The following is a 17,510-nucleotide window of genomic DNA, read 5'->3' on the forward strand; positions in this document are numbered from 1 at the left end:
GTTCACCCGCCCGGCCGCTCGTCCTCGCGGGCGGCACAGGGTCCTGCGATCACATCGATGGCGGCGGCCACCATCCGTACGAGCCGGTCGGTGAACCGCGCGGGGTCGAGGGGATCGTCGCCGTCCGCGATCCAGTCGTTGATCAGGGCGGCCCAGCCGCCGGTGAGGAAGGCGGCGAGGTCCTCCGCCTCCTGGGGGCCGAGGCGCCCGCCGCCCAGCAATTGCACGATGTGCCGGTTGTACGGGATGAAGAACCCGGTCAGCGCCTTGTTGAGGCCGAACCCGGAGGACCCGGTCAGGACCGCACGGTAGAACGGCCGATGGTCGGCGAAATGCCCGGCCACCGCCAGCACCGGGACCCGTACGTCCGAGATGTCGGCAAGCTCGCCGAGACCGGGCAGCAGCTCCCGCCGGGCGAGGTCGAGCGCGGCTTCCAGCAGGAGGCTGTCGCGGTTGCCGAACTGCTGGTACACCACCTGCCGGCTCACGTCCGCCGCCTCGGCGATGTCGGACAGCGGCACCGCCGCCGTCCCCCTCTCGGACACCAGGGCGATCGCCGCCCGGATGAGCGCGGAGCGCGAACGGCGGACCCGGCGGTCCAGGACGGGCACGGCCGCCGATGAGTCTGCCTGCATGCGCCCAATAATGGACGACTGTCAATAAACGAGCAAGTGTCAACGACCCGGACCGGCGCACCATGCCCTCCTCCGGTGCGCGGACGCCGTGACCGTCCCGCTCCGGCCACGGCCCCGACCAGGCGAGGGCTGTGCTGCGACGGGGGCGTTGTCACGCTTGTGACAGTGCGGGCGCCTTCGATTCTTGGATTCGGGCGTGGTCACCGGTCAGGGACGGTGCCTAAGGTCGGCGGACCCGTCGATCAGGAGTGTGGTGATGGAACTCCCCCGCCGCCGGCGCCCGAGAATCCTCCCTGCGATCGTGTCCCTTCTGCTGCTCGGGACGTTGGCGGCCATGAACCCGGTGGCCGCGTCCGCCTTGGACCGGGGCAAGGGGGAACTGGTCCACATCGCGGACGGCACGGTGCGCGGCAAGGCCGATGCCGCCGGCCGGACCTTCTTCGGCATCCCGTACGCGGCGCCGCCCACGGGCGCCCGGCGGTTCAGGCCGCCGCAGCCGCCCGGAGCGTGGCCGGGCGTCCGGGACGCCACCCGCGAGCCCCCGCTGTGCCCGCAACCGGTACCGCTGGGCAGGACGAGCGAGGACTGCCTCTACCTCAACGTCTATACACCGCCCGCCGCCGAATCGCGCCATCTGCCGGTGCTGGTGTAGATCCACGGCGGCGCCTACATCCTCGGCTCCGGCGCGGGCTACGACCCGGCCCCGCTCGTCGCCGCGGGCCGGGCCGTCGTCGTGTCGATGAACTACCGGCTCGGGCCGCTCGGCTTCATGGCGCTGCCCGGCCTGGCCCGCGAGTCCGGGACCACCGGGAACCACGGGCTCCTCGACCAGCAGGCGGCGCTGCGGTGGGTGCGCGCCAACATCGGCGCCTTCGGCGGCGACCCCCGCAACGTCACCGTCTTCGGCGAGTCGGCGGGCGGCCACAGCGTCTGCATGCAACTGATCTCCCCTGCGGCGAGAGGGCTGTTCGACAAGGCGATCTCCCAAAGCGGCGGATGCGTCGGCACGCCCCTCGGCCCGGTGGCCCGGGAGAAGGCCTACGGCACCGGCCGGAGATTCGCCGATTCCCTCGGTTGCAACGACCGGCGGACGGTGGTGGCGTGCCTGCGCGGCAAGCCCGCGGACCGGTTCGTCGGCGACTTCGCCGGCATGTTCGGGCGGAACCTGGACTGGACACCGGTCATCGACGGCCGCGTCATCAGGGAACCCGCCGCTCCGGCGATCAGGGCCGGCCGCTACCAGAAGGTGCCGCTGATCATCGGAAGCAACGGGAACGAGGGCCGGCTCTTCACCGCCTTCGGCTACCACCTGCAGAAACTCCGGCGTGCGCAGGCCGGGGACCTCGATGAGGCGATCAGGCTCAGCGCACCCGGGGCCGCCGACGCGATGCGCGCCGCCTACCCGCCCGCCTCCGCGGACAACGCGGACCTCGCCCTGTCCGACTTCACCACCGACGGTCTGTTCGCGTGCCCGGCGCTGTTCACCGCCCAGGGGGCCGCGGCCAACGCCGGGCAGCGGGTCTACCGGTACGAGTTCGCCGACCCCCGCCCGCCCCTGTCGGGCCTCGACCCGCTGATGCCGCTGGGCGACTACCACGCTTCGGAACTGTTCTACCTGTTCAGGACCGTGCAGAACCTCCCGCCGCTGCCCGGCCTGAACCCGGACCAGCAGCGGCTGTCGCGGCAGATGCTGAGCTACTGGACGGCGTTCGCCAGGACCGGCGACCCCAACACCTCCGGCACCCCCGTCTGGCCCGCCCTCACGTCCGGGACGTCACCGACACAGCGCCTTACCTCCCAGGGAACGGGACCGTTCGGCACGTTCGCCCGCGACCACCACTGCGACCTCTGGGCAGCACTCCCCGACTGAACCGGCGGCCTTCTGCGAACCGGGCGGCGGCGAGCCGCTGATCGCAGCGGTCACCGGTCCGAGGGCGGCGGGTGGCCGTCGTCGTCGCCTTCGACCGGAATCCACCGGCTCGCCCACCGGTTGAGCGCCGCCACGGCGTCCTGCAGGTCCCGGCCCATCTCCGTCAAGCCGTACTCCACGCGGACGGGCGTCTCGTCGTGCACGGTCCGCTTCACGATCCCGGCCGACTCCAGCTCCTTCAGCCGCGTCGCCAGCATGCGGTCGGTGAGGTCGGGGATGCGCTGCCGGATCTCGCTGAACCGGGTGGCGCCCAGAAGGAGCTCACGAAGGATGACCCCGTTCCAGCGCCGGCCGATCAGCTCGACTCCGCGGTGGTAGCCGGCACAGAAGCCCGGCCGCAGGTCGTAGTCCTCTTCCAGCTTCTTGGCGGCCATGGCGTCATGCTACCCGGCCCGCAAGTAACTATACTTCTGTAAGCCACTTACGCTAGCTTAGTTGTACGGGCCGCTCCGGCCCGTACAACCCCCTGCTTCGAAGGAGGCTTGCGTGTCGTCTCAGACCACCGCGGAACAGCGACGTTCGCCAGAGCGGCGGCAACACCGTCCGGGGCTCGGGCTGGCCTTGCTGGCCTTCGCGCAACTGATCATTTCGATCGACTACAACATCGTGTTCGTCGCGCTCCCCCAGATCGGCGACGCGTTGGGGTTCACCTCCCAGAGCCTGCAATGGGTGGTCAGCGCCTATGCGGTCCTGTTCGGCGGCTGCCTGCTGTTCGGCGGGCGGGCCAGCGACATCCTGGGGCGGCGCCGCATGTTCGTCGCCGGGCTCGGCGTCTACGCGGTGACCTCGGCCGTCGCCGGGCTGGCGACGACCGCGGAGACCTTGGTCATCGCCCGCGGCGCCCAGGGGCTCGGCGGAGCACTGCTGTTCCCGGCCACCCTGTCGCTCGTCAACACGATGTTCGCCGAGGGGCGCGAACGCAACCGCGCCCTCGCCGTGTGGTCCGGCTCCGGCGCCGGAGGCCTCGTTCTCGGTTCGCTGCTCGGCGGCCTGCTGACCGAGGCGTTCGGTTGGGAGTCGGTGTTCTTCGTCAACGTCCCCCTGGCGGCCGCCGCGATCGCGCTGGCCTTCCTCCTCATCCCGTCCGACGCGCCGCGGCGGGGCGGACGGCGTTTCGACCTGCCGGGGGCGGTCACCGCGACCGGCGGCGCGACCCTCCTCGTCTTCGTACTCGTCCAGGCACCGGAGGCCGGCTGGACGTCGGGTCCGCTGCTCGCCGCCGCCGGCTCGCTGGCCCTGCTGGCATCGTTCGTGCTCATCGAGACGCGCACCCGCGACCCGCTCATGCCGCTCCGGCTGCTGCGCAACCGCGGCATGGCGGCCGGAGTGACGATCACCTTCCTGTTCACCTCGACGTTCGGCTCGATGCTGTACTTCCTGACCATCTACTTCCAGGAAGCCCGCGGATACGGCGCCTTGGAGACCGGGACCGCGTTCCTGCTGCCGATGGGCATCGTGCTCTGCGGCAACGCCCTGGCCGGAAAGCTCCTCACCCGCCTGGGAATGCGCACAACGCTGATCGTCGGCATGGCCACCGTCGCGTTCGGCACGGTGCTGCTCGGTCTCGCCATCGCGCCCGACACCGGCTACATCACCCTGATCCCCGGACTCGCCGTCTTCGCGGTCGGCGGCGGCGTCACCTTCACCTCGATGTTCGCCGCCGCCACCTCCGGCGTGCCCGGCGAGCAGCAGGGCATCGCATCCGGCATCGCGTCCACCGGCCAGCAGGTCGGCTCCGCCGTCGGCCTCGCCGTCCTGGTCGCCATCGCCAACGCCTCGCACGCGGCCGACCAGGCCGTTGAGGCCGCGGTGGCGGCGGGCGTGCGCAACGCCGCCTTCGCGGCGGCCGCGGGGATGGCGGCGATGCTCCTCGTCGCGCTCACCCTCAAGCCGGCACCGCGCACCGGCTGACACCTCCGACCTGGGTCGGCGAATCCGCCCGACGTCACACTCCCGGCGCCTGCCGGGAGTGTGGCTCGTCGATCTGCGGAGGTGTCGCTCATGGTCAGGCTCCCCGCTCCGAAAGGGCGGGCATGCCTTACGCCGGGCCTGGCACGTGCTGGAGCACGGTGGTGATCTGCCAGTCGACGCTGGAGTGGTCGATGGTGTCGTGCACGGGCGAACCCGACATCTCACCAGTGATGCCGGCCGCGCCCGAGCGGGCGTGCTCGGGGCTGTCGTAGGCCACGATGTCGATGATGCGGCCGTCCGCGGTCTCGACAATGCGGCGCCAAAGGAACCCGGGCCGGCGCTTCAGGTACTCGTTGATGTCATCGTTCGCCTTGACGAAGTCGGCGGACGTGAGACCGTCGGCCGGCCGCAGTGTGGTCACTTCCAACGTCTCGGTCATTTCTGCTCCTGGTCGCTGTTCGTGGCGGTGGCCTCGGAGTGTCGGCGCCGGACGATTGCGCTTCCGAGCGGCCTCGGTCATCGTGTGCCGCACGAACGCGCTCCAACATCGGTCAAATGACCGCATGTGCCGTCAGGACGGCAGGGGCGCCCAGTTCCGGGTGCGCGTCGTGCGCAGCGCCGAGCCCTGATCGGCGAAGACGGCTGCGAGCAACGGCCGGTCCCGGTTAGGTCATCCAACTGATGTTGGGCGTCCCCGCCGCACGAAGACTGGTCGCAGCAACCGCACCAGCCAGGAGGGCACGTCATGACCAAGCTGAGCGTCGGCCGGGAGAACGGCCACGACATCGAGATCCACTTCGAGGACCACGGCAGCGGCCGGCCCGTCGTCCTCATCCACGGGTTCCCCCTCGACGGCCGGTCCTGGGACAAGCAGGAGCGCGTCCTGCTCGAGGCCGGGCACCGGGTCGTCTCCTACGACCGCCGGGGGTTCGGCGAGTCCAGCCGCACCACGGTCGGGTTCGACTACGACACCTTCGCCGACGACCTGCACGCGCTGCTCGAACACCTAGACCTGCGCGACGTCGTCCTGGTCGGGTTCTCCATGGGGACCGGCGAGGTCGTCCGGTACCTCGGCCGCCACGGCTCCGACCGGATCGGCAAGGTCGCGCTGCTGGCGACCGTCCCGCCGTACCTGCTCAAGGCCGACGACAACCCCGAGGGCGTGGACCGCGAGGTGTTCGAGGGCATCAAGGCCGCGATCGTCGCCGACCGCCCCGGCTACTTCAAGGACTTCCTCGACGACTTCTTCAACGTCGACATCCTCGGCGGGACCCGGATCAGCGAGCCCGCCTGGCAGGCCGCCTTCGCCATGGCACTGCAGGCCGGGCCGTACGCCGTGCACGCGTGCGTGGACACCTGGCTCACCGACTTCCGCGCCGACCTCGCGGCGATCGACGTGCCGGCCCTGGTGGTCCACGGCGACTCCGACCGCATCCTGCCCTACGAGGCCACGGCCGCGCGCCTGCCGGCGCTCATCCCCGGACTGACGTTCGTCACCGTCAAGGACGGCCCGCACAACATCGCCTGGACCCACCCGGAGGTCGTCAACCCCGCCCTCCTCGACTTCATCAAGGCCTGACGGCCGCGGAGCCGCGACACCGAGGAGATCCGAACCATGAGCACATCGTCCCCGCCCGTCATGCGGGCCCAGATCCTGGCCGCCTTCGGCGAGCCGCTCCAGCTCGCCGAACTGCCGGTGCCCTCGCCGGGCCCCGGCGAGGTGCTGGTCCGGATCGCGGCGGCCGGCCTCAACCCCCTGGACACCAAGATCGCCGCGGGCGAGGCCGCGCACGCCCGGGTGCGCCCGCCGGCGGTCCTCGGGCTCGACGCCTCCGGCGTCGTCGCCGCCACCGGGCCGGGGGTGAGCGGCTTCGGCGTCGGCGACGAGGTCTACGGGATGATCGGCGGCGTCGGCGGGGTGCAGGGGAGCCTGGCCGAGTACGCCGCGGTGGACGCCTCGCTGCTGGCGCGCAAGCCGGCCCGGTGGACGATGGAGGAGGCCGCCGCGGCGCCGCTGGCGGTCATCACCGCCTGGGAGGGGCTGGTCGACCGGGCCCGGGTGGGCGGCGGGGACACGGTCCTCGTCCACGGCGGCGCCGGCGGAGTGGGGCATCTGGCGGTCCAGCTCGCCGCGGCGAGGGGCGCGCGGGTGTGGGCGACCGGGCACGCCTTTCAGGCCGCGACCCTGCGCCGGCTCGGGGCGGTCCCGATCGACTTCGAAAGCTCCCCGGTCGAGGAGTACGTGCGCGAGCACACGGGCGGCCTGGGCTTCGACATCGTCTTCGACACGCTGGGAGGCCCGAATCTGGACCGCTCGTTCACAGCGGTCAAGCGCTACACAGGTCATGTCGTCAGCAGCCTCGGCTGGGGCACCCACAGTCTGGCGCCGCTCTCCTTCCGCGGTGCGAGCTACTCCGGGGTGTTCACCCTCCTCCCCCTTCTGGAGGGTGAGGGCAGGGCCGCCCACGGACGGATACTCGCGTCGGCCGCCGCGCTCGCCTCCGAGGGCGCGCTGCATCCGATCCTCCACGGAGACGGATACGGGTTGCAGGACGCGGACATCGCGCTGAAGGAGGTCGCCCAGGGCGTCCCTGCCGGCAAGGTCGTCGTCCGCCTCACCTAGCCGGAGAGCCGCCGCCGCGGGTCCGGGCCGTCGCCCGTGACGCGCGGCCGGCGGCGTGCCGACGAGCAGGAGACCGTTCCGAGGAGCATGCCGCCCGGCACTTCGAATACGCTGGTGGCGGTCAGGTTCCCGGTCTCTCGGCCCGCGCTCGAGCCGCATGCCGGGGCTGCGGCCCGACTACGCGGGGGTGCTCGTGGCCGACCACGAATCCGGCGGTGGCGCGGCCGAGCGCCTCATCGTGGGGCGGGCGCCGGAGACGGCGGCGCTCACCTCGTTCCTGCGCACCGCCGTCCGCGAGGGCGGCGCACAGCTCCTCACCGGCGACCCGGGCATGGGCAAGACCGAACTGCTCAACGCCGCCGCGCGGCAGGCCGAGTCGATGGGCGCCCGCGTCCTTCGGGCGTCCGGCTCCGAGTACGAGACCGGGCTGAGCTTCGCCGGGCTCCACCAGCTCATGCTGCCCGTCGTGGAGACCCTGCCGGAGCTGCCCGGGCACCACCGCGCCGCGCTGGCGACCGCGCTGGGACTCGATCGCGGAGATCCTCCCAGCCGCCTGGCGCTGACCAGCGCGCTGCTGGACTGGCTGCGCCGCCTGTCCTCGACGGCGCCGCTGGTGCTGGTGGTCGACGATCTGCAGTGGGTCGACCGTCCGAGCGTCGTGGTCCTCAACCTGGTGGCCCGCCGGATCGGCGGTCTCCGGGTCGGCCTGCTGCTGTCACAGCGCACGGGTCACGAGAGCTTCTTCGACCGCGCGTCGGTCCCGGAACTGGCCCTGCCGCCCCTGGGCGACGACGACGCCCTCAGCCTGCTGCGCCGCCGCCATCCGAACCTGCACTCGTCGGTCCGGCACCGCATCCTCGCCGACGCCGGGGGCAACCCGCTGGCCCTCATCGAACTGCCCCGCTCGCTGACCGCGGCGCAGGAGAGCGGAGCCGACTTCCTGCCGCCCACCCTGCCGCTCAGCGTCCGGCTGACGTGGCTTTTCGAGCGCCGGGTCTCGGCGCTGCCCGCGCCCACCCGGCGGCTGCTGCTGCTCGCCGCGCTCGGCGACGGGGACGGCACGGGCCTGACGGAGGTCGTCGCCGGGTCCTCGGCCGACCTGGCCCCCGCCGAGGTGAGCGGGCTGGCCTCGGTGGACCGGCGGGCCAACCGGCTGCTCTTCGCGCATCCGCTCATCAGGTCCGCGGTCGTCGATCTGGCCACCGCGCCCGAGCGCAGGGCCGCCCACCAGCGGCTCGCCCGGCTGGCGGCGGGCCAGGACGTGCGGGCGCTGCACCTGGCCGAAGCGGCCCTCGGCCCCGACGACAGGGTCGCCCACCTGCTCGTCGAGGTCGCGGACGCCGCGCTCGAACGCGGTGACACGGTGCAGGCGGTGTCGCTGCTGCTGCGCGCCGCCGACCTGACCCTCGACCCGTCCGAGAAGGCCCGCAGCCTGGCCCAGGCCGCCTACATCGGGGCCAACTTCGCCGGCACGCTCGCGGGCGCCCGCGCGCTCCTGGAGCGGGCCCGGACGGCCGATCCGGGGGTGACGAGCACGTTGCAGGCGTCGAACGCCGCCGCGGCCCATCTGCTCAACAGCGAAGGCGACATCGACACCGCGCACAAGATGCTCGTCAGCGCGCTGGACCACGCGGACCCCGTCCCGGAGCACGCCTCCGAGCTGGAAGAGGCGCTGCGCACCCTCATGATGATCTGCACCTTCGGCGGCCGCCCGGAGCTGTGGAAGCCGTTCGACGAGGCGGTCGCCCGGCTGGCGCCGCTGCTCACCGCACCGTTCAGGCTCGCGGCGGCGACGTTCGGCGATCCCGTGCGGTCCGCGCCGGAGCAGTTGCGCGAACTGGACGCACTGGTCGCGGGCCTGGACGAGGAGACCAACGCGATCCTGGTCGTCACGGTCGCCCTCGCGGGCCAGTACGTCGACCGGGTCCCCCGCGCCGCGCTGGAACGCGCGGCGACCGAGGGCACGAGCGGAGGCGCCGTCGCGCTCGCCGTCCAAGCCCTGATCATGCTGGCGGTCGGCGCCTTCCTCGAAGGGCGCTGGGAGGAGGCGGGCGCCCTGGCCGACGAGGGCATCGCCCTCTGCCAGGAGCACGGCTACGAGATCCTGGTCTGGGGAGCGCAGAACCCGCGGATGCTGCTGGCCGCCGCCCGGGGCGACTTCGAGTACATCGCCCGTGCGCGCGCTCGGATGCACCAGTGGGCGATCCCGCGCAACGCCATGGCCGTGCGCACCTTCACGTCCAACATCGAGGGCTTGGCCGCACTCACCCAGGGACGCCACCAGGACGCGTACGAGCACTACACCTCGATCTGCCCGCTGGGCACGTTCCCGCCGCACGAGCAGGTCACGGTCTGGACGGTCATGGACGCCGTCGAGGCCGCCGTGCGCAGCGGCCACGGCGACGAGGCCCGCGCGCACGTCCGCGCCGCCGCGAAGGCCGACCTGGCCGGCATCTCGCCCCGGCTCCGCTTCCTGTGCGAAGCCTCCGCCGCGCTGGTGGCGGACGACGACTCCTATCCCGACCTGTTCGAGCCGCTCGTCTGCGACCCCGGGTCGGCGCGATGGCCGTTCCCGCTGGCCCGCCTCGAACTCGCCTACGGCGAGCGCCTCCGCAAGGACCGCGCGATGCGAGCCGCCCGTCCTCACCTGGAACGCGCGGGAAGGCTGTTCTCCGATCTCGGCGCGACACCGTGGGCCGAGCGAGCCGAGGCCGCGCTGCACGCCACCGGCCAGAAGCGGCGCCCGTCCGCCGCAGGACCGGGAGCGGCGCTCACACCCCAGGAACGGCAGATCGCCGAGCTGGCGGCGACCGGCATGACCAACCGGCAGATCGGCGAACTGCTGTCGCTGTCCCCCCGGACCGTCGGCGCCCACCTCTACCGGGTCTTCCCCAAACTAGGCATCGCCTCCCGCGCCGCCCTCCGCGACGCGCTGACCGACATGAGCAACGGGCAAGCCTCCCCGTAGCGCTGGACGGCACGGCGCCGCCCGGCCTTCATCGAGTCGTTTGACCGATGTTCGCCACCGCTCCACCGCCGAGGCTGGTCTTCCCTGACCAGTCACACCGCGAGGAGCCCCGATGGACACCGCTTCCGAAGGCAAGATCGTTCTCATCACCGGCGCGAGCAGCGGCATCGGCGCGGCGACCGCCCGCCGGCTTGCGGCGGACGGCCACCACGTCGTGCTCGGCGCGCGGCGCCTCGACCGCCTCAAGACGCTCGCCGACGAGATCCGCACCGCCGGCGGCCGGTGCGACCACCGGGAGCTCGACGTGACGAGCCTCGACAGCGTCCGCGCCTTCGTCGAGGCCGCCCACGACCGGCACGGCCGCGTCGATGTGCTCGTCAACAACGCCGGCGTGATGGCACTGTCGAGGCTGGAGGCCCGGCGCATCGACGAGTGGAACCAGATGATCGACGTGAACCTGCGGGGCACCCTGCACGGGATCGCCGCCGTCCTCCCCCTCATGCGCGCCCGGGGCACCGGTCACATCGTCAACGTCGCCTCGACGTCCGCCCACCGGGTCGACCCCACGGCCGCGGTCTACTGCGCCACCAAGTACGCGGTGTGGGCGCTCTCGGAGGGGCTGCGGCAGGAAAGCCGGGACATCCGCGTGACCGTCGTGAGCCCCGGATTCACCCAGTCGGAACTCACCGACCGCGGCGGTGCCCCGGAGGCGCAGGCCGCCGCCCGGGCCGCCGCCGAACAACTCGCCATCCCGGCCTCCGCCATCGCCGACTCCATCGCGTACGCGATCGCCCAGCCGGCCGACGTCGACGTCAACGAACTCATCATCCGCCCCACCGCCCAAACCTGACCCGCACCGGGAACAACACGCCCTGCACCCCACCGGCTCGCCTGGAGACCGCCGGGGTGGGCGTCACCGGTTTGTAAGGAGCATCAGGCGGTTGCGTCGTTAGCGTGGCCTGCATGAAGAAGTTGATCGTGGTCGGGATCGTGTTGCTCCTGGCCGGGTGCGGGGGCGGCGGGGCTACGGGCGCCGCGGAGCCGGGCGGTTCGGCGGCCGGGAGCCCGTCCGCGGCGGCGTCCGGCGCGGCGGGCGAGCGCGCTCCCGCGCCGTTGCGCTTCCAGGGCGAGACGCTGGACGGCAAGCCGTTCGACGGCGCGAGCCTGGCGGGCAGGCCGGCGGTGTTCTGGTTCTGGGCGCCCTGGTGCCCGAACTGCCTCGCCGAGGGCCCGGACGTCGCCGAGGCCGCCGCGAAGTACGGGGACAAGGTCTCCTTCGTCGGCATCGGCGGCCTGGAGAAGGACGCGGGCAAGCTGAAGGGGTTCGTCTCGCGCACGGGCACCCGGGACCTCGTCCAGCTGGACGACCGCACCGGCAAGCTGTACTCCCACTTCGGGGTGACCACGCAGTCGTCGTACGTGTTCATGGCACCCGACGGGACGAAGAGCAAGGCCTCCGGCCCGCTCGACGGCGCCGCGCTGCGCCGGCACGTCGACGCGCTCCTCGGCTGATCCGTGCAGAGGGAGATCTCGCTCGCGCTGGCCGCCGGGTCGGTGGCGGCGTTCAACCCGTGCGGCTTCGCGCTGCTGCCGTCCTACCTGACGCTGCTGGTCGCGGCGCCCGGCGCGGGCGGCGTCCGGCGGGCGCTTCGGCTGTCGGTCGCGATGACCGCGGGGTTCGTCACCGTGTTCGGCGCGTTCGGGCTGCTGATATCGGTGGCCGCGACCTCGATCCAGCAGTACCTGCCCTGGTTCACCATCGTCGTGGGCGTGGCCCTGGTCGCGCTGGGCGCATGGCTCGCGGCCGGGCGGGAGCTCCTGCTCCGGCTGCCGCGGCTCCGCGTGGGCGGGCTGTCGGGGTCCCTCGCGGGGCTCTACGGGTACGGCGTCTCCTACGCCGTCGCCTCGCTGTCGTGCACCATCGCACCGTTCCTGGCCGTCACCGGGCTGGTGTCCGGCGGGACCGGGGCGGTCGCGGGGCTGGCGGCGTTCGCCGCCTACGGCGTCGGCATGGGACTGGTCGTGGGCCTGCTGTCGATGCTGGTGGCGCTGGCGCGCGACGCCGCCGTGGCGCGCACCCGCCGGATCCTGCCGCACGTCTCGCGCGCAAGCGGTGTCCTTCTGGTGGTGGCGGGACTCTACGTCGCCTACTACGGCTGGTACGAGGCGCGGGTCCTCGCGGGCGCCCCGGCCCGCTCCTCCGTCGTCGGCGCCGCCGCCGAGATCCAGGGCGCGCTGTCGGACTGGGTGGACCGGCTCGGGATCTGGTGGATCGCCGCGGCCTTCGCCGCCCTCACGGCCGGGACCGCGGCGGCGCGCATGCTGCGGCGCCACCGGACGGCCGGGCCGGCCGCGGAGACGGAGCCGGCGGGCCGTCCGGGCTGAGTCACGGGGTCCGGGGGCCCGGCGCGGCGGCGGCGCGCGCGAGGTGCTCCGCGGCCGCGTCCGGGCGGCCGAGCCGCTCGGCGAGCTTCGCCAGGACGGCGTGGTTGGAGCCGGCGCAGGCCAGGGCCGAGCCGACGACCTGGAGCCGGTCCCGGTACGGGTGCAGCAGCCGGTACATGGCCGCCGGGTCGGGGGTCCCGAGGACGGCGGCGATCTCCCCGAGCTGGCCGTGCTCGAAGTCCGAGGCCCAGGTCCGCTCGCGGGGCACCCGGTCGAGGCCCCAGCGGCGGAGCAGCCGCTCGGCGCGCTCCCGCTCGCCCGCGTCCAGCAGCGCCAGGACGGCGGTGGGGCGCAGCGCCGTGTTCTCCGCGTGCGGCGCCGCGGCGAGGAGTTCGTCCAGCCGGCCGGGGACCCGCCCCCTCGTCCGGTCCAGGACGGTGAGCTGCATGAGGCGGGCCCACTGCGCGCCCCACACGCTGGTGCGGCGGTGCTGCCGGTACGCCTGCTCGATCAGTTCGAGGGCCGTGTCTCCGTCGCCGCGGAAGATCGCGTACCCGGCCTCCTGGTAGGTGTGCTGGAGCTCCAGCTCGGGGATGCCGAGGCTCTGCACCACGCGCCCGGACCATTCCAGGCCGTCCTCGTACTCGGCGATCCGGCCGAACTTCAGGTGCACCGAGAGCAGGTGCATGCGCGCGATCACCTCGGTGTCGGCCGGCAGCCCGGCGCCCGCGAGCGCGAGCGACTCCTCCAGCGCCGCGATCCTGGCGGGCTCGCGCTCCGGGACCCAGGAGGCGATGACGTAATTGTTCAGCGTCCGGCCGCGCAGCACCGGGTCGCCGATCCGCCGGGCGATCTCCACCGCCTCCTCGGCCAGCCGCTCCCCCTCCGGGCGCTCGGGGCCGTAGTACAGCTCGACGGCCAGGGTGCCCAGCAGCTCCGCCCGCCGGCGCGGGTCGCGCGTCTCGGCGATCAGTTCCCGCAGCAGCGCCACGAAGCCGGGGTCGACGGTGCCGTAGGCGCGCCAGTTCCACAGCGTCACCCCGCCCAGGATCGACACGGCGTCGGCGAGCCGCTCCCGGTCCCCGGCCCGCCTGGCGATCTCCACCGCCTCGTCCAGCACCGCGTCGGCGCCGCGCACGTCGCCCGAGAGGCGCAGCTCCTCGACGAGGGTGATCAGGGTCCGGTAGCGGCGGTCCTCCCCGCGCCCGCCCGGCGGCAGCACCGCCAGGGCCCGCTCGCGGTGCCGGGCCGCCTGGTCGAAGGCGAGCCGCCTGCGGGCCTCGTCGGCGGCGCGGGAGCAGGTGCGGAAGGCGGGCTCGGACGCGGTGCCGCCCGCGGCGTGGAAGCGGTGCCGCGCCAGGTCGTCCAGGCGGCCGTCTCCTCCGTGGACGGCCTCGATGGCGTCGGCGAGGAGCGCGTGCAGCTGCGTCCGCTCGCCGGGGGCCAGCCGCGCCGCCAGCGCGTCCCGGGAGATGTCATGGACGAACCGCCACTTCCACGTCTCCTCGTCGTGCCGGAGCAGCCCGCTCTCCAACGCCGGTTCCAGCGCGGTCACCACCTGCGCCGGTTCCATCCGGACGGCGTGGGCGAGGATCCCGACGTCGATCTCGGCGCCCGCGAGCGCCGCCAGCCGCACCAGGACGCGGGTGCGCTCGGGCAGCCGCTCGAACCGGCGTTCCACGACGTCCCGGACGGTGGCGGGCACCTGCGACCGGGAGCGCCCGTCCGCGTCGTCGTGGAACCGGAGCAGCTCGGCGAGGAAGAACGGGTTCCCGCCGGTGCGCTCCCGCACCGCCGCCGCGTCCGGCAGCCCCTCGCCGTGCCCGCCGAGCAGGGTCTCGATCTCGGTGACGGAGAGCCCGGACAGCGGGAGCCGGTGGACGGCGCGCTCGCGTCCCAGCAGGGCGAGCGTGTCCTCCAGCGCCGCCGGGTCGAGCGCGTCGGTGGACCTGCACGTCGCCACGACGCCGCACGGCAGGCCCCGCAGGCGCCCGATGAGCAGCCGCAGCGCCTGCAGCGATCCCGCGTCGGCCCATTGCAGGTCGTCCAGGACGAGCAGCAGCGGACCGGTGCGGGCGGCTTCGACGACGGCGCGGGCGATGGCCTCCAGCAGGCGGAAGCGCTCGATCGCGAGGTCCTGGGTCCGGGTGGCCGCGCGGCCTCCCGCGAGGCCGGCCGGACGGTCCTCCGCCCCGGCCGCGAAGGCGGGCCGTTCCACGCCCAGTTCCTGGAGCACCTGTTCCCAGAGCCAGAAGGGCGGGGCTCCGAGGTCCTCGACCGCCCGCGCCCACACCACGTTCATGTGCCGCTCGCGGGCGAGCCGCGCGGCGGCCTCGGCGAGCGTGGTCTTGCCGATCCCCGCCTCGCCTTCGAGCAGCACCATCGTCCCGGTGCCCCGGAGGGCCGCCTCGATCCCGGCCCGCAGCTCGGCGAGCTCGCGTTCGCGTCCGACGAGCCCCGGCACGGCACCCGCGGCCTGCGGCGCCGCCGGCTCGACGTCGGCGCCGGCCGTCTGCTCGGTGCTTCCGAACGGCACGGGCTGCGGGACGGCCGGTGGGGTCCGCGCCTCCAGTACGGAGGCGGCCTCCAGGACGGAGGCGGCCCTCTGGACGGGGGCCGCGGTGGCGACCTCGCCGAGTGAGGGGTCGCGGCGCAGGATCGCGCTCTGCAGGTCGGCCAGTTCGGGCCCCGGGACCAGCCCGAGTTCCTCGTCCAGCAGCCGGCGGCAGTCCTGGTACGCCTTGAGCGCGTCGGCCTGCCTGCCGTCGCGGTAGGCGGCGAGCATGAGCCGCGCCCAGTACCGCTCCCGGAGCGGCTCCTCACGGACGAGCGCCTCGGCGGCCGCGGCGGCCATGTCCGGGCGGCCGCATCCGAGCAGCGCGGCGGCCCTGCAGTCGAGCGCGCGGAGCCGCAGCTCCGCCATGGCCTCGGCATGCCCGGCCAGGTCGGGGTCCTCCGCGACGTCGGCGAAGGGACGGCCGCGCCACAGCGCCAGCGCGCGGTCGACGGCCTCCAGGGCGGCGGGGTGGGCGGCCCGCTCCACCAGCCGCTCGCCGTCCGCGACCAGGGCGGCGAACAGTTCGGTGTCGACCTCGCCGTCCGCCGCGCTCAGCAGATAGCCGGGTGGACGGGTCACGATCGCGCCCGTGCCCGCGCGGGCCTTGCGGGACGGGTCGAGCAGCCGCCGCGCCTGGGAGACGTAGACCTGGAGCGTCCCCACCGCGGAGGCCGGGGGCTCACCCGACCACAGCCGGTCGATCAGCCGGTCGACCGACACGACCCGGTTGGCGTCCGCGATCAGCAGCGTCAGCAGCGCGCGCAGCTTGCCCGATCCCACGACGACGGGCGCGCCCGCCGCGTCGGTCACCTCCAGCGGCCCCAGGACCCGGAACCGCGGCGGCCCGGTGGCAGCGCCGGCCCCCCGCTCGAAATCGCCTTCCACCCGCCCCCGCCGTGGTGCCCCGTGTCCCCTCCGCCGGCCGCCCGGCCGCCGCTTAAGGACGGCTTGTGTCCGGCCTTAACGGCACCGAACAGGCCAAATGTAACCCACGCAAAAGGGTGCCCCAAGTGCCGCCTGCGAGAACAGATGCGCCACCCGCCGCTCGGCACCGCCGAGAAGATCCCGAACAGGAGAGATCACCGTGACCACCATGTCCCTCCCGGACCTCGACGGCCTTCGCGAGCAGGTCTTCGGCCCGGTCCTCACCCCCGGCCACCCCGGCCTCGACCGGGAGGTCGCGCCGTTCAACCTGACGGTCCGGCACCGCCCCGCCGTCGTCGTCGGCGCGACGGGCGCGGCCGACGTGGCGGCGGCGGTCGGGTTCGCCCGGCGGTACGGGCTGCCCGTCGCCGTCCACGCCACCGGGCACGGCTCGGTCGCCCCCGTGGAGGGGGCGCTCGTCGTCAACACCAGCCGCATGCGGGCCGTCGCCGTCGACTCGGCCGCCGGGACCGCCCGGGTCGAGGCGGGCGCCACCTGGGGCGAGGTGATCGAGGCCGCCGCGCCGTTCGGGCTCGCCCCGCTCTGCGGCTCGGCGCCCGCCGTCGGCGCCGTCGGCTACACGCTCGGCGGCGGCCTGGGACCGATCGCGCGGACCTACGGCTTCGCCGCCGACCACGTCCGGTCCCTGGAGGTCGTGACCTCCAACGGCCGGAAGCGGATCGCGGACGCCGACACCGAGCCGGAGCTTTTCTGGGCCCTTCGCGGGGGCAAGGGCGACTTCGGGATCGTGACCGCCATGACGATCGACCTCTTCCCCGTCGCAAACCTGTACGGCGGCGGGATCTTCTACGCCGGCGAGGACGCGTCGTGGGTCCTGCACGCCTACCGCGAGTGGTCCCGCGACCTGCCCGAGTCGACCACCACGTCCGTCGCGCTGCTCCGGCTGCCGCCGGTGGACGAGCTGCCGCCGCCGCTGCGCGGCCGGTTCGTCGTCCACCTGCGCGTCGCCCACGTCGGCGACCAGGCCGAGGGCGAGCGGCTGCTCGCGCCGATGCGGTCGGTCGCCCCGGCGATCATCGACACGGTCGGCGTGATGCCGTACACGGCCATCGGCTCGATCCACAACGACCCGACCGACCCGATGCCCGTGTGGGAGCGGGGCGCGCTGTTCCGCGAGCTGACCGTGGAGGCGGTCCAGGCGCTGCTGGAGACGGCCGGACCGGGCGCCGAGTTCCCGCCGCACATGGTCGAGGTGCGCCACCTCGGCGGCGCGGTGGCCCGCGCGCCGCGGGTCCCCAACGCGGTCGGCGGGCGCGGGGCGGCGTACTCGCTGCTCGTGCTCGCCCCGCCGCCCCCGCAGGAAATGGAGGCCCTGGTGCGGCCGCTCGGCGAACGCGTCCTCGACGCCGTCCGCCCGTGGACGACCGGCGGCGCGCTCCTCAACTTCCAGGGCGCGGCGACGGCCCCCGAGCAGGTCGCGACCGTCTGGGCGGCCGACGTCCACCGGCGCCTCATGAAGCTGAAGGCCGTCTACGACCCGACCGGGATGTTCCGATTCGGCCACTCCCTCGGCGTCCCGGATTCCGCCCTCGGCTAACGAGCGGCGATCGTCCTGG

At 73.8% G+C, this 17,510-nt stretch carries 12 protein-coding genes and 1 pseudogene; 9 read left to right on the plus strand and 4 right to left on the minus strand.

The window, feature by feature from the left end; all coding sequences use genetic code 11:
- Window positions 1-2: 2 nt before the first annotated feature.
- Window positions 3-635 (minus strand): TetR/AcrR family transcriptional regulator, encoded by a 633-nt coding sequence (locus K4S16_RS01220; protein WP_149256942.1) that lies wholly within the window; start codon window positions 633-635, stop codon window positions 3-5.
- Between the two features lie 334 nt (window positions 636-969).
- Here K4S16_RS01220 and K4S16_RS01230 point away from each other — a divergent pair.
- Window positions 970-2,505, plus strand: a pseudogene (locus tag K4S16_RS01230) (carboxylesterase/lipase family protein).
- Between the two features lie 50 nt (window positions 2,506-2,555).
- Here the strand turns inward: K4S16_RS01230 and K4S16_RS01235 are convergent.
- On the minus strand, window positions 2,556-2,939 hold the full coding sequence (locus K4S16_RS01235; RefSeq protein WP_149256945.1) for a helix-turn-helix domain-containing protein: 384 nt from the start codon (window positions 2,937-2,939) through the stop codon (window positions 2,556-2,558).
- A gap of 112 nt (window positions 2,940-3,051) precedes the next feature.
- On the opposite strand from K4S16_RS01235, the gene K4S16_RS01240 reads away from it, so the two are divergent.
- On the plus strand, window positions 3,052-4,476 hold the full coding sequence (locus tag K4S16_RS01240) for an MFS transporter (RefSeq protein ID WP_149256946.1): 1,425 nt from the start codon (window positions 3,052-3,054) through the stop codon (window positions 4,474-4,476).
- A gap of 127 nt (window positions 4,477-4,603) precedes the next feature.
- On the opposite strand, the gene K4S16_RS01245 is transcribed toward K4S16_RS01240, so the two are convergent.
- A complete protein-coding gene (locus K4S16_RS01245) occupies window positions 4,604-4,915 on the minus strand; it encodes a hypothetical protein (protein ID WP_149256947.1) in 312 nt (103 codons plus the stop codon).
- A 306-nt stretch (window positions 4,916-5,221) separates the two neighbouring features.
- On the opposite strand from K4S16_RS01245, the gene K4S16_RS01250 reads away from it, so the two are divergent.
- The 6 genes from K4S16_RS01250 to K4S16_RS01275 all read left to right on the plus strand — a co-directional run bounded on the left by K4S16_RS01250 (window position 5,222) and on the right by K4S16_RS01275 (window position 12,452).
- Window positions 5,222-6,055 carry an alpha/beta fold hydrolase gene (locus K4S16_RS01250; protein ID WP_149256948.1) on the plus strand — a complete coding sequence of 278 codons (834 nt, stop codon included), beginning with the start codon at window positions 5,222-5,224 and terminating at the stop codon, window positions 6,053-6,055.
- Between the two features lie 36 nt (window positions 6,056-6,091).
- On the plus strand, window positions 6,092-7,099 hold the full coding sequence (locus K4S16_RS01255; protein WP_200841628.1) for a zinc-dependent alcohol dehydrogenase family protein: 1,008 nt from the start codon (window positions 6,092-6,094) through the stop codon (window positions 7,097-7,099).
- Between the two features lie 157 nt (window positions 7,100-7,256).
- Window positions 7,257-10,067 (plus strand): AAA family ATPase, encoded by a 2,811-nt coding sequence (locus K4S16_RS01260; RefSeq protein ID WP_149256949.1) that lies wholly within the window; start codon window positions 7,257-7,259, stop codon window positions 10,065-10,067.
- A 112-nt stretch (window positions 10,068-10,179) separates the two neighbouring features.
- Entirely contained in the window at window positions 10,180-10,917 is a 738-nt protein-coding gene (locus tag K4S16_RS01265) for an SDR family oxidoreductase (RefSeq protein WP_149256950.1), read from the plus strand.
- Window positions 10,918-11,030: 113 nt separating this feature from the next.
- Window positions 11,031-11,579 (plus strand): redoxin family protein, encoded by a 549-nt coding sequence (locus K4S16_RS01270; RefSeq protein WP_149256951.1) that lies wholly within the window; start codon window positions 11,031-11,033, stop codon window positions 11,577-11,579.
- A 3-nt stretch (window positions 11,580-11,582) separates the two neighbouring features.
- On the plus strand, window positions 11,583-12,452 hold the full coding sequence (locus K4S16_RS01275) for a cytochrome c biogenesis CcdA family protein (RefSeq protein WP_149256952.1): 870 nt from the start codon (window positions 11,583-11,585) through the stop codon (window positions 12,450-12,452).
- Window position 12,453: 1 nt separating this feature from the next.
- Here the strand turns inward: K4S16_RS01275 and K4S16_RS01280 are convergent, their stop codons facing one another.
- The gene (locus K4S16_RS01280; RefSeq protein WP_149256953.1) at window positions 12,454-15,894 is read right to left on the minus strand and encodes an AfsR/SARP family transcriptional regulator; all 3,441 of its coding nucleotides are present in this window, start codon (window positions 15,892-15,894) and stop codon (window positions 12,454-12,456) included.
- Between the two features lie 208 nt (window positions 15,895-16,102).
- Between K4S16_RS01280 and K4S16_RS01285 the strand changes: the two genes are divergently transcribed.
- Window positions 16,103-17,491 carry an FAD-binding oxidoreductase gene (locus tag K4S16_RS01285; protein WP_149257936.1) on the plus strand — a complete coding sequence of 463 codons (1,389 nt, stop codon included), beginning with the start codon at window positions 16,103-16,105 and terminating at the stop codon, window positions 17,489-17,491.
- Window positions 17,492-17,510: the final 19 nt, after the last annotated feature.

Origin of the sequence: Actinomadura sp. K4S16 (genome assembly GCF_008327685.1) — a bacterium.
Classification (GTDB): Bacteria; Actinomycetota; Actinomycetes; order Streptosporangiales; family Streptosporangiaceae; genus Spirillospora.

Excerpts from the sequence above, each read along its gene's own strand:
- K4S16_RS01235 (WP_149256945.1), bottom strand. The coding sequence starts at position 2,939 with ATGGCCGCCAAGAAGCTGGAAGAGGACTACGACCTGCGGCCGGGCTTC.
- K4S16_RS01260 (WP_149256949.1), top strand. The coding sequence starts at position 7,257 with ATGCCGGGGCTGCGGCCCGACTACGCGGGGGTGCTCGTGGCCGACCAC.
- K4S16_RS01265 (WP_149256950.1), top strand. The coding sequence starts at position 10,180 with ATGGACACCGCTTCCGAAGGCAAGATCGTTCTCATCACCGGCGCGAGC.
- K4S16_RS01220 (WP_149256942.1), bottom strand. The coding sequence starts at position 635 with ATGCAGGCAGACTCATCGGCGGCCGTGCCCGTCCTGGACCGCCGGGTC.
- K4S16_RS01245 (WP_149256947.1), bottom strand. The coding sequence starts at position 4,915 with ATGACCGAGACGTTGGAAGTGACCACACTGCGGCCGGCCGACGGTCTC.
- K4S16_RS01270 (WP_149256951.1), top strand. The coding sequence starts at position 11,031 with ATGAAGAAGTTGATCGTGGTCGGGATCGTGTTGCTCCTGGCCGGGTGC.
- K4S16_RS01255 (WP_200841628.1), top strand. The coding sequence starts at position 6,092 with ATGAGCACATCGTCCCCGCCCGTCATGCGGGCCCAGATCCTGGCCGCC.
- K4S16_RS01285 (WP_149257936.1), top strand. The coding sequence starts at position 16,103 with ATGTCCCTCCCGGACCTCGACGGCCTTCGCGAGCAGGTCTTCGGCCCG.
- K4S16_RS01250 (WP_149256948.1), top strand. The coding sequence starts at position 5,222 with ATGACCAAGCTGAGCGTCGGCCGGGAGAACGGCCACGACATCGAGATC.